The organism is Clostridium fallax, assembly GCF_900129365.1.
Taxonomy (GTDB): domain Bacteria; phylum Bacillota; class Clostridia; order Clostridiales; family Clostridiaceae; genus Clostridium_AH; species Clostridium_AH fallax.
On record NZ_FQVM01000010.1, the window covers coordinates 62,824 to 77,173 of the forward strand.

The 14,350-nt window shown below is 24.7% G+C and carries 14 protein-coding genes and 1 riboswitch; all 14 genes read left to right on the top strand.

Annotated elements, in window-relative coordinates:
* The first annotated feature begins 2 nt into the window (after positions 1-2).
* The 14 genes from BUA70_RS06855 (at position 3) to BUA70_RS06920 (ending at position 14,249) form a co-directional block, all read left to right on the top strand.
* Positions 3-266, top strand: a complete 264-nt coding sequence (locus tag BUA70_RS06855) for a pro-sigmaK processing inhibitor BofA family protein (protein WP_423236781.1) — start codon at positions 3-5, stop codon at positions 264-266.
* A gap of 445 nt (positions 267-711) precedes the next feature.
* On the top strand, positions 712-1,434 hold the full coding sequence (locus tag BUA70_RS06860; protein ID WP_072895317.1) for a GntR family transcriptional regulator: 723 nt from the start codon (positions 712-714) through the stop codon (positions 1,432-1,434).
* A 208-nt stretch (positions 1,435-1,642) separates the two neighbouring features.
* On the top strand, positions 1,643-2,812 hold the full coding sequence (locus BUA70_RS06865; protein ID WP_072895323.1) for an SIS domain-containing protein: 1,170 nt from the start codon (positions 1,643-1,645) through the stop codon (positions 2,810-2,812).
* A 24-nt stretch (positions 2,813-2,836) separates the two neighbouring features.
* Positions 2,837-3,694: a tagatose bisphosphate family class II aldolase gene (locus tag BUA70_RS06870; RefSeq protein ID WP_072895327.1), complete on the top strand. Its 858-nt coding sequence runs from the start codon at positions 2,837-2,839 to the stop codon at positions 3,692-3,694.
* Between the two features lie 81 nt (positions 3,695-3,775).
* Positions 3,776-3,940, top strand: a riboswitch (cobalamin riboswitch).
* A gap of 183 nt (positions 3,941-4,123) precedes the next feature.
* Positions 4,124-4,981, top strand: a complete 858-nt coding sequence (locus BUA70_RS06875) for an energy-coupling factor transporter transmembrane component T (protein ID WP_072895329.1) — start codon at positions 4,124-4,126, stop codon at positions 4,979-4,981.
* Position 4,982: 1 nt separating this feature from the next.
* On the top strand, positions 4,983-6,641 hold the full coding sequence (locus tag BUA70_RS06880; protein WP_072895333.1) for an ABC transporter ATP-binding protein: 1,659 nt from the start codon (positions 4,983-4,985) through the stop codon (positions 6,639-6,641).
* A gap of 7 nt (positions 6,642-6,648) precedes the next feature.
* On the top strand, positions 6,649-7,323 hold the full coding sequence (locus tag BUA70_RS06885) for an ECF transporter S component (RefSeq protein ID WP_072895337.1): 675 nt from the start codon (positions 6,649-6,651) through the stop codon (positions 7,321-7,323).
* Between the two features lie 63 nt (positions 7,324-7,386).
* The gene (locus BUA70_RS06890; RefSeq protein ID WP_072895340.1) at positions 7,387-9,378 is read left to right on the top strand and encodes a DUF4430 domain-containing protein; all 1,992 of its coding nucleotides are present in this window, start codon (positions 7,387-7,389) and stop codon (positions 9,376-9,378) included.
* A gap of 1 nt (position 9,379) precedes the next feature.
* Complete coding sequence (locus tag BUA70_RS06895) at positions 9,380-10,108, top strand: DUF4430 domain-containing protein (RefSeq protein WP_072895344.1); 729 nt, start codon at positions 9,380-9,382, stop codon at positions 10,106-10,108.
* A 127-nt stretch (positions 10,109-10,235) separates the two neighbouring features.
* The gene (locus BUA70_RS06900) at positions 10,236-11,312 is read left to right on the top strand and encodes a hypothetical protein (RefSeq protein ID WP_072895348.1); all 1,077 of its coding nucleotides are present in this window, start codon (positions 10,236-10,238) and stop codon (positions 11,310-11,312) included.
* 111 nt (positions 11,313-11,423) lie between these two features.
* Positions 11,424-12,332, top strand: a complete 909-nt coding sequence (locus BUA70_RS06905; RefSeq protein ID WP_072895350.1) for an ABC transporter ATP-binding protein — start codon at positions 11,424-11,426, stop codon at positions 12,330-12,332.
* Position 12,333: 1 nt separating this feature from the next.
* Complete coding sequence (locus tag BUA70_RS06910) at positions 12,334-13,578, top strand: ABC transporter permease (RefSeq protein WP_072895354.1); 1,245 nt, start codon at positions 12,334-12,336, stop codon at positions 13,576-13,578.
* Positions 13,579-13,687: 109 nt separating this feature from the next.
* Entirely contained in the window at positions 13,688-13,900 is a 213-nt protein-coding gene (locus BUA70_RS06915; protein WP_072895358.1) for a hypothetical protein, read from the top strand.
* Positions 13,901-14,063: 163 nt separating this feature from the next.
* Positions 14,064-14,249, top strand: coding sequence for a hypothetical protein (locus tag BUA70_RS06920; protein WP_072895361.1), 186 nt, complete (start codon positions 14,064-14,066; stop codon positions 14,247-14,249).
* The last annotated feature ends 101 nt before the right edge of the window (positions 14,250-14,350 follow it).

Genomic DNA, 14,350 nt, shown 5'->3' on the forward strand with positions numbered 1-14,350 from the left:
GAGTGATTTCTATACAATCTTTAATTTATTCATTATTACCCTTTATAGGAATAATTATTTTATTTATGATATTTGCATGGCCAATTAAGCTAATGATTAAATTATTAGTTAATGGTTTATTAGGGGTAATTTTATTAGCAATTACAAATTATATAGGTGGATACTTTGGTTTGGGTTTAGATATAAACATATTTACTTCCTTGATAGCAGGTTTTTTAGGAATACCAGGAGTATTACTTTTAATATTCTTTAAATTATTTTTATAAATAAACAATAAGAAACAGGTGACTTTAAAAAGTTCACCTGTTTTATTATAGATGGGAGTAGAAATTTTACTTAGTTTTAGAGAGGTAAATATTATCTTAATCAAAAGATGGGGGCTTAATGAAGAAATATATTAGTTATTGCTACAAAATTAATATATGATAACTTTTTATAATATGTTACTAAATTTAGGTATGCTTAAGGTATAAAAATATATTAGTAAGTAAATAAGTTTTGTTTTAGGCTACTATAAGTAATAAAAATGATATATTATTATATTATACAGTAATGATGTTACTACCATAGTATTTATATCTGTAAAAGTTATCAAAAGATAAAAGAGAATTAAGTTTTTGTTTTTTATATGATATTATATTTTTATATAAGTAGATTATAAAATTGTAGTATTTATTATATAGATAAAACAGTAATATAGGAGGATAAACTATGCAAATAATAAAAGAGCAAGGGGTAGCTTTATATCATCAGTTGGCTGAAATAATAATTAATTTAATAGATAAAAAAGAGCTAAAAGAAAATGATAAGATACCATCTGAAAGAGAATTATGCGATATGTATAATATAAGTAGAACCACAGCAAGGCAAGCTCTTAGTGAATTAGAAAGAAAGGGATATATATATAAAGAGCATGGTAAGGGAACTTTTGTATCCCCTAAGATATTTAATCAACAGTTATTTAAATTTTATAGTTTCACAGAAGAAATGAAAAAGTTAGGAAAAGAACCTACTTCTAAACTTTTAGGTTTTGATTTAATAAGAGCTAATGAAGAAATTGCACATAAATTAAAAATTAAAGAAAATGATCAGATATATAAAATTACAAGATTACGTTTAGCTGATAATGAAGCTATGATGGTTGAAAATACATATTTACCAGAGAGTAGATTTCCGGATCTTGGAGAAAAATTATTGTTATCAAAAGCTCTTTATGAAATTTTCAAAGAAAAATATTTTGTTAAAATAACAAGGGCCACAGAAACTTTTAAATCAGTTATTATGAATAAAATAGATAGTAATCTTTTAAATAGTAAAAGTGGAATGGCAGCTATGAAAATTGAAAGAATAACTTATGAAAGTGAAACTGTTATTGAGTATACAGTTAGTATTGCTAGAGGAGATAAATTTGAATATACAGTAAATTTAGATTAATAATTTAAAAAAGTAAATCATATAAATTTAAGGTTGAGGGATAACCTCTGCCTATTTTTTTATATAGAAATTTATTGACATATTTTTAAAATAGGATTAACATAATATTAAGTGGTAATTACCACTTAATATTTGCAACGAATTTATTATAAAAAATTATTTTTTTATAATAAATGGTAGTAACAATATTACCTATGGGGGGAGAAGTATGAAGAATATATTTGGGTTTGATGAAAAGAAATTAAGTGATTTGGGAGCTACTTATACAGCTACAGAAATTTATCAACAACCTAGACTTTGGAAAGAGGTTTATAAAATAATAAACGATAACAAGGAAGAAATAAAAAAAATTAATAATAAAATAAAAGAAACTGAAAACATAAGAATAGTATTAACTGGTGCTGGAACATCGGCTTATGTAGGTGATACAGTAGAATGTTATTTGTTAAAAATTACAAGAAAAAGAGTACAATCAATAGCCACTACTGATATAGTATCAAATCCACAAGAATTTATAGAAAAAGATACACCTACAATATTAGTATCTTTTGCAAGATCCGGTAATAGCCCTGAAAGTGTAGGAACTTATAATTTATTTGAGCAATTATGTGATGATGTAACTCAAGTGGTAATTACATGTAATAAAGATGGAGAGTTAGCTAAAAAAGCTAGAATGGATAAAAGGAATTTAGTAATACTTATGCCAGAAGAATCCAATGATAAAAGTTTTGCTATGACAAGCTCTTTTACATGTATGTTACTAACAACATTATTGATTTTTGATATAGATAATTTAGAAACTAAAAAGACATTAGTTGATGTTATATCAAACAATGCTCAAAGAATATTAGATAATGAATGGAAATCTATAAAAGAAGTTTCAGAGGAAGATTTTAATAGAATAGTTTATTTAGGTTCGGGCTCACTAAAAGGTCTAACAAAAGAGGCTGCATTAAAAAACTTAGAATTAACAAGTGGAAAGTTAGTGTCAGTATGTGAATCTATATTAGGTTTTAGACATGGTCCAAAATCAATAATAAATGATGAAACAATAGTTGTAGCATTTATAGCTCAAAATGATTATACAAGGCTTTATGATTTAGATTTGGTTAAAGAAATTAATGGAGATTCAGGTAATCACAGACTTTGGATTATAAGTTATGACTATAATGAAGAGCTTAAGAAAAATTGTGATAAATTTTCTTCAATAGACATAAAATACGTACCAGAAGCTTTTGCATCATTAGATTATATTATATTTGCACAAGTATTTGCACTAATGAACTCAATAAAACTTGGAATATCACCAGATAATCCAAGGCCAGATGGAACAGTTAATAGGGTAGTAAAAGGGGTAACAATTCATAAATTTGAATAAAGATTTATAGGGGGAGAGAAGTATATGAATAGAATATTATCAACAAAGGAAATGTTATTAAAAGCTCAAAGAGATGGATATGCAGTACCTGCATTTAATATTCATAATTTAGAAACTGTACAAGTAGTTGTTGAAACTGCTGCAGAAATGGGTTCACCAGTAATATTAGCAGGGACCCCTTCAACAATAAAATATGCAGGAGCAGATTATTTAGTATCAATAGCAGAAGTTGCAGCAAAAAAATATAATATTCCAATAGCCATACACTTAGATCATTTTGAAGATGTAGAGCAAATTAAAAAATATATTGATGCAGGATTTAAGTCTGCTATGATAGATGCATCTCATTTAAATTTTGAAGAGAATATAAAAATAGTAAAAAGCGTAGTAGATTATGCACATATGTTTGATACAACAGTTGAAGCAGAATTAGGACAATTAGGTGGAATAGAAGATGATAAAGTAGTAGATGATAAAGATGCTTTATATACTAATCCTAAAAGTGCAAAAGAATTTGTTGAAAGAACCAATATAGATTCTTTAGCTGTGGCTATAGGTACAGCTCATGGACTTTATAAAGGAGAGCCAAAACTTGATTTTGATAGATTAAAAGAAATAAGACAATTAGTGGAGGTTCCTTTAGTTTTACATGGAGCATCTGATGTGCCTGATGAACTAGTAAAGAAAGCAATAAGTTTTGGTATTTGTAAAGTTAATGTAGCAACAGACTTAAAGATACCATTTTCAGATGCAGTAAAAAAATATTTTATAGAACATCCAGATGCAAATGACCCAAGAAAATATATGACTCCTGGAAAATCAGCAATGAAAGAGATAGTTAAGCATAAAATAGAAGTATGCGGAAGTAATAATAGATATTAATTTCGTAAATAATCTATAATAAAATAATTTGATATATTCAATTATTGCAAAAAAATATCTATGATGTTAGCATATAATTAGAATTAAAGTAAAGATTATAGTGAGGGAATATGGTTAAATTCCATAGCAGCCCCCGCTACTGTAAGCATGGACGATTGATATAATATGCCACTCAAAATGTTTGGGGAAGGAATATCAAGAGAATGATATGTAAGTCAGGATATCTCATATAATCTTCTAATCTATACCTTCGGGGGAAGGATAAGGTTTAATTAATCTATTACATGTTAAATACGTAGTATTTTAAGTAAATCTTTACCGGGCTCAAAGGGCTCGGTTTTTTATTTGAAAACAGAATAAAAAATTATTTATTAAGGAGAATATAAAATTAAGTTAATTAAAAAGAGAATTTTTAAATAGGAGATTTTAATGAGTAATATAAAGTTTCATGTTTTACCAGCTATAATTATTAATATTATTTTTATGATAATTGTATTCTCAACAGATAATCCTTTATTAGTATTTGCTGTACTTTTTTGGACTCTTATACTTTTATTAAAATATGGAGGAAGAAAAGATATAAAAAGGGGATTAAAAGTATTCATTCCCTTAGCGATAGTTACTGCGTTTATAAACCTATGCTTTGTAAGTGGAGGAGAAATAGTTATTTTTAGGTTTTTAAATAAAAGTTTTACCCTAGAAACTATAGTATATGCATTAGTATCAACATTAAAATTAATTGTAGTTATTGATTTATTTTATTTATTATCTTATATGATAGATTCCGATAAAAGTCTTTCTTATTTTTCATCTAAAATGCCTAAAGTTACATTGACTATGTTAATATCGTTAAAACTTGTACCTAATATGAAAAAAAGGTTAATGGCTATAAAGGAGGTTTATGAAGTAAGAGGGGTGGATTATTCTAAAACTACAATGAAAGATAAAATAAAAAGCTATTTTCCTGTTTTATCTATTCTGTTAGAGGACTCTTTAGAGTGCTCTTTTGATATAGGAGAAAGTGCATATGTTCGTGGTTTTTTAAGTGGAAAGAGAAGTGAATACGAAAAAAGTTATTTAAAATTTCAAGATAAAATATTATTAATTTTATCAATATTAATATTTATAGTTCATATTATTTTTCTAATAAATGGATATACAGAATATGATGTATATAAGGTAAATAGTCTTTTAGATTTCATTAATATATATTCTATATTAGAGATGGGAATAATAGTATTTATAACGTTTTTGATATTGATATTTTTAAGGGAAAGGAATAAGTAAAATGAGTTATATTAGTTTGCAAAATGTAACATATAATTATCCACTGCAAAAAATCAAAGCTTTAAACAATATAACTTTAAATATAGATAAAGGAGAAATTGTTTTTATATTGGGTAAATCTGGTTCTGGGAAATCTACTTTAGCAAGGTGTTTAACAGGTGCAATTCCATATTTTTATGGTGGAGATATTTCTGGGGAAATATTAATTAATAATAAATCTATAAGAAATTTTACTCATAAAGAGAGAGCTAAGGAAATAACTATGGTTTTTCAGGATCCAGAAAGACAATTAGTAATGGATAAGGTCCATAGAGAGATAGCTTTTTCTTTAGAAAATATAGGCGTTTGTGATAAAGAGATAAAAAGAAGAGTTTGGGAAACTATGACGTTTTTTAATATATCACATCTTTGGAATAGGGAAGTAGTATCCTTATCTGGAGGTGAGAAACAAAAGGTTGTAATAGCTTCAGCGGTAGCTTTAAAACCTAATTGCATAGTTTTAGATGAACCTATATCTCAATTAGACCCTCAAAGTGCTGAAGAGGTTATTTACTTCATAAAAAAAATAAATGAAGAATTAGGAATTACAATAATTATTATAGAACAAAGAATAGATAAGTGGTTTGATATAAGTGACAGAATTTTAATGATAGATAATGGAAAGATAAAGTTTATAGGAAATAAAGAAGAATTCTATAAAGAAAATTCCTATAACTTTTTACCTTCTTATTTAAAAGTTAATAAATTATTAGGTGAAAAGTCTTATAAAAGTATAAAAGATACTAGAAAAATTATAAACAAATTAAATTATAAAAATACAAAAAATGTTTTACAAGAAAATACTTCTGATAATAAGAATAAGTTTAGCTTAAAAAATATTTTTAAAAAGCAGGTAGAGGAAAAATATCTTATTAAGTTAAGAAATATATCTGTAAAAAAAGAAGATAAAACTATATTAAGTGATATAAACTTAAATTTTAAAGGATCAACCTTTTATACAATAATGGGAGAAAACGGAGCAGGTAAAAGTACATTACTTAAAACTTTAATGGGATTGATAGATTTTAAGGGAGATATATATTTAAAAGAAAAATCTATAAAGAATCTTAAAAGAAAAGAAATAGCTAAGTTAATAGGGTATGTATCTCAGAATCCTAATGATTATATTTCAAAGGATACTGTAGAAGAAGAGATAAAATTTACTTTAAGTAATTTTGGAATAAATGATGATAAATCTGTAGATGATATATTAAATGAGTTAAACATAACTAGTTTAAAATATATGAATCCAAGAGATGTAAGTGGTGGGGAAAAACAAAGGATAGCGATAGCTTCTATAATGGTTATGAAACCTAAAATTATAATATTAGATGAACCTACAAGAGGATTAGATAATGTTACTAAAGAAAGGCTTGGAGAATTTTTAAAGTCTTTAGTTAAATCTGGATCAACGGTTATAATGGTAACTCATGATATGGATTTTACCAGTGAATATTCAGATGAAATAATTTTAATGTTTAATGGAAAAATAATAGCTAAAGATTATAAAGAAAAAATATTAAAGGATGGAATTTATTATACATCTATAGTACATAATTTATTTAAAGATAAATATCCTAATGTATTTTCAATAAAAGATTTTAAAAATTTATTAAAGTAGGTAAGTTATGAAAAAGAATTTTATTTTATTAATAGGAATAACTCCACTAATTTTAATTACATTGTTTATAAAAAAGTTAGGAAGTAGTACATATTTTGCAGCAATACTAACACTTACAGTGATTTTTACTTTATTTATGAGTTATTTATATTTTGAAAAAAGTGATAATGGAACAAAAGAAATCGCTATAATTGCAACTTTAAGTGCTTTTGCAGCAGTAGCTAGAGTTCCTTTTGCAATGATTCCTAATGTCCAACCTACTACTTTTATAGTTGCTATATCAGGTTTAGTTTTTGGTCCATATGAGGGATTTTTAGTAGGTTCTTCTGCTGCATTCATATCTAATATATTTTTAGGACAAGGACCTTGGACTCCTTGGCAAATGGTTGCATGGGGAGTTATTGGAGCTATAAGTGGATTAATAGGAAAAGGTAATAAAAGGCCTAAGACAGAAGTCTTTGCTATAATCTGTTTATTTTATGGTTTTTTATTTGGAGCTATAATGAATCTTTGGCATATAGTTGGTTTTATAAAGGACATAAATAAAACAACAATATTATTAGCCTATATAAATAGTTTCCCTTTTGATTTACTTCATGGCCTTGGTAATTTCTTTTTTTCTATAATATTTTATGAAAAATTTTATAAGATATTATTTAGATTTAAGTTAAGAATTACTTAGATTAAAAAATTAATTTTAATCTAAGTTTAATTTAAAATTAATTTAGTTTTAGGGAGGTTAAAAATGAAAAGAGGAATAAAAAGTACTTTATCATCAATGGCATTAATATTTTTCTTTATATCAATGTTTTTAGGTATTACAGGAATTAACGTTTATGCTGCAGATGGAAAAAACGTATATGTTACAGTTGAGGGACTAAATTCTATAATATCAGAAGGTCCTTCTAAAGGAAATAATGCATTAGAGGCTTTAGAAAATTTTTTAAATAATAAAAAGATAAATTATAAAGCAACGAATGGAAAATGGGGAGCTTATATAGAAGAAATAAATGGACTAAAGGCAGGAAACTTTGGAAGATATGATGGATGGGGATATTACATAAAAAATAATCATAAATTTATAGTACCACAAGTTTCTATTGATAATTATAAATTAAATGCTGGAGACAAAATTACTGTATATTATAATGAGTATGGAGTAACAGCTTTACCTAATATAGTAAGTTTTGAGCCTAAAGTTGTTAAAGAAGATCATCCATTTAAAATGCAAATTTTAGAAAGTTCTATTGATTATAAAACAAATAAAGAAATCAAAACACCAATAAAAAATGTTAGTGTACAAATAGATAATAAAAATTATACAACTAATGAAGAGGGATTTATTGATGTAGATCCATTAAAAAATGGAGAGCATATCTATAGAATAACTGGATATCAAAAAGAAAATGTTCCTAAGGTTTCTGAGGATAATGATAAATTTATAGTAGATAGTATTAATGCTCCAGTTATATCTTTTGTAAAATCTGACGATTCTAAAGTAGATGAAAATAATGATATTAAAAAAGAAAATAAAGAAGATAAAAACACAAAAGAAGAAAACAATGAAAATATTAAAAAGAATAGTATAGATAAAGATACTATAGATAATCAATATAATGAAACTTTAAAATATTTAGAGGAAAAAGAAGCTTCCCCTTGGGCTGCATTTTCTTTATATAAAGCAGGAGTTAGGGTTAAGTCTAATTTTTTAAGCGAATTAGATAAATCTTTAGAAGAAACTCCTCTAGAAAATATGAGACCTGGAGAACTTGAAACAAATATTATTGGACTAGCTTCTTTAGGATTTTCTCCATATGACTATAAGGGAAACAATTTTGTAAAAGAATTATATTCAAGAGATATAAATAAATTTCTTACTAATGAGTTAATTTTTGGTTTATTAACTTATAGGGCTGTAAATATAAAGGAAGAGTATATAATAACTAAAAGTGATTTAGTAAATAAAATATTAGATAAAAAATTATTAAATGATAAAGATGGTAAAAATCTAACTGGTTGGGCATGGGCAGGAGATAAAATAGATCCTGATATGACAGCAGCGGCTATAAATGCATTAGCTCCTTATTATAATGGTAAAACTTTAGCTAATGTAGATAATAATAAAATAAAATCAGTTGTAGATAATTCAATAGATACATTATCATTAATGCAAGATAATAATGGAAATATAATAGGAAATTATGGACCATCTTCAGAAACTGATGCTTTTGTAATAATGGCATTAACATCAGTTGGATTAAATCCTCAAGGAGAAAAGTTCACTAAAAATAATAATAATTTAGTGAAGGGATTCTTAAGCTATAAGGGTGAAAATGGAGCATTTAATCATAATCCAGAAGTTAAAAATAATTATTTTGCAACAGAACAATCCTTTAGAGCTTTAATGAATCTAAAAAATTATAATGGTGAAAATAAAGTAGACTATTATACAAGTAATATAGATAAAAATAAATTAAAAGTTATAAAAAAAGAAGTTAATGAGCAAAATAACAATGAAAATGATAAAGAACAAAATAATAACATAGCTGTTGAAAATAATAGCAGTAATGATGAAGTAATAGTAAAAGTTCAAGATACTTCTTCAAAGGAAAATGAAAATAACAAAAAAATACCTAAAACAGGTTCTCCAATGGGAACTACAGAGATTTTATTTATATCTCTTCTTATAGGTTCCTTAGGAGTATTAGCAATTTATAAAGGTAGAAAAGAGGCATAATATGAAAAATAAAAAGATAATAATATGTATAATAGTAGTAGTTGCAGCAGTATTATCTTTAATAAGTGTAAATTATGCAGGAAATAAGATTAAGCTATCTACTAATGAAAGTAATATTGTAGAAGAACGCAATAATGATGATACAAAAAAAGAAGAAGCTAAAGAAGAAACTCCAAAAGTAGAAGAAAGTAAGGATTCTAATAAAGCTGAAGATAATCAAAGCAAGGAAGAAACTAATGTACAAAATAAAAATAATGATAACAACAAAAGTGAAGATAATAAAATAAATACAAATCCTTCAGCTAATATAAAAAATCAAACTGAAGAAAACAAAAACACAGAAAATAATAAGGCTAGTATATCTAATGAGCCTAAGAAAGAAAATATTATACAAAAGGAAGAGCAAAAACAACCTAAAAAGGAAGTTGTTTACATTGAGATAATTAATGGAACTAATGGTCAAAGCTTAGGCAGTGGTCAGGTTACATTAGATCAAAATAGAAATCTTAATGATATAATGAATAGCTTTTTATCTAATAATGGAATTAAATATATAAATAAAAATGGATATATTTCTATGATGTATGGGTTGTCTGAATTTGATGAAGGACCTACAAGTGGATGGTGTTACTATATAAATGGTAATAAAGGTACTGTAGGAATAAAGGGATATACACCTAAACCTGGGGACAAAATAGTATGGAAATATTTAAAAGATGGACTTAATTAAATAATAAAAGCTTAAAATTAATGCTATAAATTTTAAATAATTTATAGCATTAATTTTTTTATATTTTTTAATAAATTATATTTTAAATAAATATAATTTATTAAATATATAAAAGGGAGAGTGAATAATGTTTAATAAGTTTTTGAAGTTTATAGATATAAGGAGAATAAAGGATAGTAGGTTTTTGATTCTAATTAATAGCACAATAATATTTTTTATATTTTTTATTGGAAGTAATACACATCTTATGCTAAAGGAAAGTTATTTGTTAGATATAAAAAATCACAATAATAATTTTATAATTAAACAGTTCTTTTCTTTTAACTGGATAACTGTGTTAATACTTTATTTTGCATGTGGAATAATGACTTTTATTATATTAAAAAATAAGGACAAGAATTTTATAGGAGAGATAAAAGAAAGGACAAAGTATTTTATTACAAATTTCTTTATTATAATTTTAAGTATTTTATTTGGGGTTTTATTATTTTTTATAATAAAGTTTTCAATAATATTTTTTAAATCTAATTATTATGGGGGTTTTCCCTCCTATAAAAATTTACTTTCTTTTGTATTTATACAATTAAGTTTTTCCTCACTATCTGTAGCTTCAATATTTTTAGTTAATTCATTTATTAAAGATAGATACAAAGCAATATTAGTACCTCTTTTTATATTAGAAATACCGTTAATAATATTTTCCTTTACAACTATATTAACAAGTACAAAGTTATTTCCACTAAAGTATTTAGGAGAATTAGCTAATAAATTATTTGTAGGAAATATAGTTAATGCATTTTTATATGATTTTAGATTAGAATTTTTAATTCTTCCTAAAAGAATTTTAGCTACTATATCTTTTCTAATTTTAAGTTTTATATTTATTATTTTAGCTTATAATCTATTAAAAAAATTAAATAGCAAAAAAATTATAAATGAATATTATTTTAAAGAATCAAAAATATTTTATTTTATTTTAATTTCTATGATTTTAAGTTATATATCTACTATAGTCTTAACATTTATAATAACTTTTATATTCGTAAGTATAGGATTTGAGGGGATTAAACTTTTATTTGATTTTCTATATATTGGACTAATAATTGTATACTATTATATATTTAAATATGTAGAGAAGAAAAGAAATAATAAACTTAATTTTGAGAAGAAGGAAAAAGCTAAAGTAATTTTCTTAGGAGAATAATATTTTAAAGTATAATAATATAAAAACTAAGAAAATCTTAAGATTTTTATAATATATAATTAAGTAACAACATGTACAATTATTCTATAAGAAGAAGGGGGATAATTGTATATGAATGTTTTGGAAGTAAAAAATATAAGCAAAAAATTAGGCAAAAGACAAATTATAAAAGATATATCCTTTTCTGTTGAAGAAGGAGAAATATTTGGTTTCTTAGGCCCTAATGGTGCAGGAAAAACAACTACCATAAGAATGATTGTTGGTCTTATTTCAACAGATAAGGGTGAAATAAAAATAATGGGTAATGATCTTTCAAAGGAAAGAGAAAAAGCTTTAAAAAATTTAGGTGCAGTAGTTGAAAATCCAGAACTTTACGGATATTTATCAGGTAGAGAAAATCTAATGCAGATTGCAAGGATTAGAAATATATCTAAAGAGAGAGTAGATGAAGTCATAGAATTAGTAGGACTAAAAGATAGAATAAACGATAAAGTAAAGAAATATTCTCTTGGTATGAAACAAAGATTAGGAATAGGAGCGGCATTATTATCTAAGCCTAAACTTTTAATTTTAGATGAACCTACTAACGGATTAGACCCATCTGGAATATTAGATTTTAGAGAAATAGTAAAAAGATTTGCTAAAAAAGAGGGAACAGCAGTATTTATTTCATCACATATATTAAGTGAAGTTCAAAATTTATGTAATAAGGTAGCTTTTGTAAATCATGGAGTGATTAAAGCTGTGGAACATATAGGTGAAAGTGATGATGAAAGCACAGAAGTTATATCATTAAATACAAATGATATGGAGAAATCTGAACGTTTATTAAAAGAATTAGAACTAGTAAAAAATATTAAAAGGAGTGATAAAAATCTTCTTTTAACTATAGAAAAAAATAAAACCCCTCTAATTGTAGAATTTCTTGTAAAAAATAATGTTGAAGTTAATGAAGTATATAAGAAAAATATAGGATTAGAGCAAATGTATATGGAACTAGTAGAGGGAGGGGTTAGGTAAAATGTTATTATCATTAATAAAAAATGAAACTATAAAGATATTAAAAAGGGGAAAAACATGGATAGTTTTTATTTTATTTATTTTAACTGCTATAGCTGTTTTAGCAACCTCTATAATATCTGAAAAAAATATGATTAAATATAATAGTCCAGAATATAAAATATCTATGGAAAAGGATCAATTAGACTGGATAAATAAAGATATACAAAATGCAGAGAATGAAATTAAATCTAATAATGATGATAAACAGACCGTAAAAAAAGCTGAATTACATTTAGAATCTTTAAAAGATAATAAATTAGAATGTGAAAATAGAATAAAGGAATTAGAAGAAAAGATTAAATCAGGAAATAAAAGCGATTGGAAAGAAGAAACTAAATTAGAAATAAAAAATCTTGAAGAAGAAATAAAAAATGATAATATTCCAGAAAGATACAAAGCTAAGCAAAAAAAGCATGTAGAGAATTTAAAGTATCAATTAGAGAATAATATTAAACCAATAGAACCTTGGGAAGTTAATGGACAAAATTATATATTAAGCTTTATAGGCTTTTTAGGTTCTGGAATATTAATTATTGGGATTTCTTTATTTATGAGTGATATAGTTTCTGGAGAATGTACTCCAGCTACATTTAAATTCTTATTAACACAGCCTATTTCAAGAGGAAAGATATTATTTTCAAAACTTATATCTGTAATTTTAGTTTCCCTATCAATGATATTAGGAGTAGAATTAGTATTTTTCTTAGGAGTAGGTCTTACTAAAGGATTTATGCCTTCTACTTATTTAATGAATTATGGCACAAAATATCAATTCGATCTTAGTAAAATAGTAGATGGAACTCATCCTCTAATGGAAGTTGCTAATTCAGGTTCTATGATAGGAGTAAATGAGTTTGTTTTAAAGGCTTTATTATTACAGATACTATTTATAATAACTTGTTGTGTATTTGTATTTATGATATCTACATTATTTAAAAGTAGTATGATAACAATGGCAGCTTCAATTTCATTTATTATATTCTTTACTGCAATTATAAATATAGTTGGTAAATTAAAACAGTATGCTCAATATTTCTTTATTACTTATGGAGATAGTGTGGCGTTATTAAAATCTAATTTGGTACTATATTATAATAATATTAATATAAATATAAGTATCGGAGTAATAACAATGATAGCTACAATAGTTATATGTTATTTAATAGCACATATAAATTTTATAAAAAAAGATATGCTTATATAAAAAAAGATGGGAAAGCTTTCCCGTCTTTTTTTATAGCATATTTTAGAATAAAATTTTTTATGTGATATAATTTTTATTAATAATAATATATTTTAAAAGGAGAAATATTATGGCTGTTGGAACAGGAGTAAATTGTAAATGGTGTCCAGATTTTAAAAATAATAATTGTGATGGTAAGGCATCAGATTGCCTATGTAGATTATGTCCTAGAAATTTATCACAATGTATTTGTGTTAAATATTGTAGGGAAACAGAATCAGTACTTATATTTGAAAATACTAATAATGAAAGAGAAAACTTTTGGGATTTATATAGAGATTAAATATAAATTGATTTTATATTTTAATAAAGCACTATTTATTTTGTTTAAACAGTAAAATAAATAGTGCTTTATTATTATTTATATAAATATATAAAAACTGTACATAGTATATAAAAATTTATATAAACTAATAATAAACTTAAATTTATATAGAGGTGATACTATGACAGATAATCAATTGAAGAGTTTAATCGGTCAAAATTGTGAAGAATATTCTGCAAAAGTACCACAGCATTTTATGAGAATAGGATTTACTAATGAAAGCTGTTATAACTGTTATTATTATATAGCAGGGCAATGCAGTAAAAATTTATATAATGATATGGAAAATATATTCACAACTAATTAAAAATAATAGATTTATAAAATTTAAGTTTATAATTAAAAAGAGTCTAGGAAAACCTAGACTCTTTTTAATTAACAGGTATAAAATAGATTATTTAACTTATT

Coding starts and splice junctions, on each gene's coding strand:
- BUA70_RS06875 (WP_072895329.1), top strand. CDS start 4,124: ATGAGTAATATAAAGTTTCATGTTTTACCAGCTATAATTATTAATATT.
- BUA70_RS06870 (WP_072895327.1), top strand. CDS start 2,837: ATGAATAGAATATTATCAACAAAGGAAATGTTATTAAAAGCTCAAAGA.
- BUA70_RS06895 (WP_072895344.1), top strand. CDS start 9,380: ATGAAAAATAAAAAGATAATAATATGTATAATAGTAGTAGTTGCAGCA.
- BUA70_RS06920 (WP_072895361.1), top strand. CDS start 14,064: ATGACAGATAATCAATTGAAGAGTTTAATCGGTCAAAATTGTGAAGAA.
- BUA70_RS06910 (WP_072895354.1), top strand. CDS start 12,334: ATGTTATTATCATTAATAAAAAATGAAACTATAAAGATATTAAAAAGG.
- BUA70_RS06890 (WP_072895340.1), top strand. CDS start 7,387: ATGAAAAGAGGAATAAAAAGTACTTTATCATCAATGGCATTAATATTT.
- BUA70_RS06865 (WP_072895323.1), top strand. CDS start 1,643: ATGAAGAATATATTTGGGTTTGATGAAAAGAAATTAAGTGATTTGGGA.
- BUA70_RS06905 (WP_072895350.1), top strand. CDS start 11,424: ATGAATGTTTTGGAAGTAAAAAATATAAGCAAAAAATTAGGCAAAAGA.
- BUA70_RS06860 (WP_072895317.1), top strand. CDS start 712: ATGCAAATAATAAAAGAGCAAGGGGTAGCTTTATATCATCAGTTGGCT.
- BUA70_RS06880 (WP_072895333.1), top strand. CDS start 4,983: ATGAGTTATATTAGTTTGCAAAATGTAACATATAATTATCCACTGCAA.
- BUA70_RS06915 (WP_072895358.1), top strand. CDS start 13,688: ATGGCTGTTGGAACAGGAGTAAATTGTAAATGGTGTCCAGATTTTAAA.
- BUA70_RS06885 (WP_072895337.1), top strand. CDS start 6,649: ATGAAAAAGAATTTTATTTTATTAATAGGAATAACTCCACTAATTTTA.
- BUA70_RS06900 (WP_072895348.1), top strand. CDS start 10,236: ATGTTTAATAAGTTTTTGAAGTTTATAGATATAAGGAGAATAAAGGAT.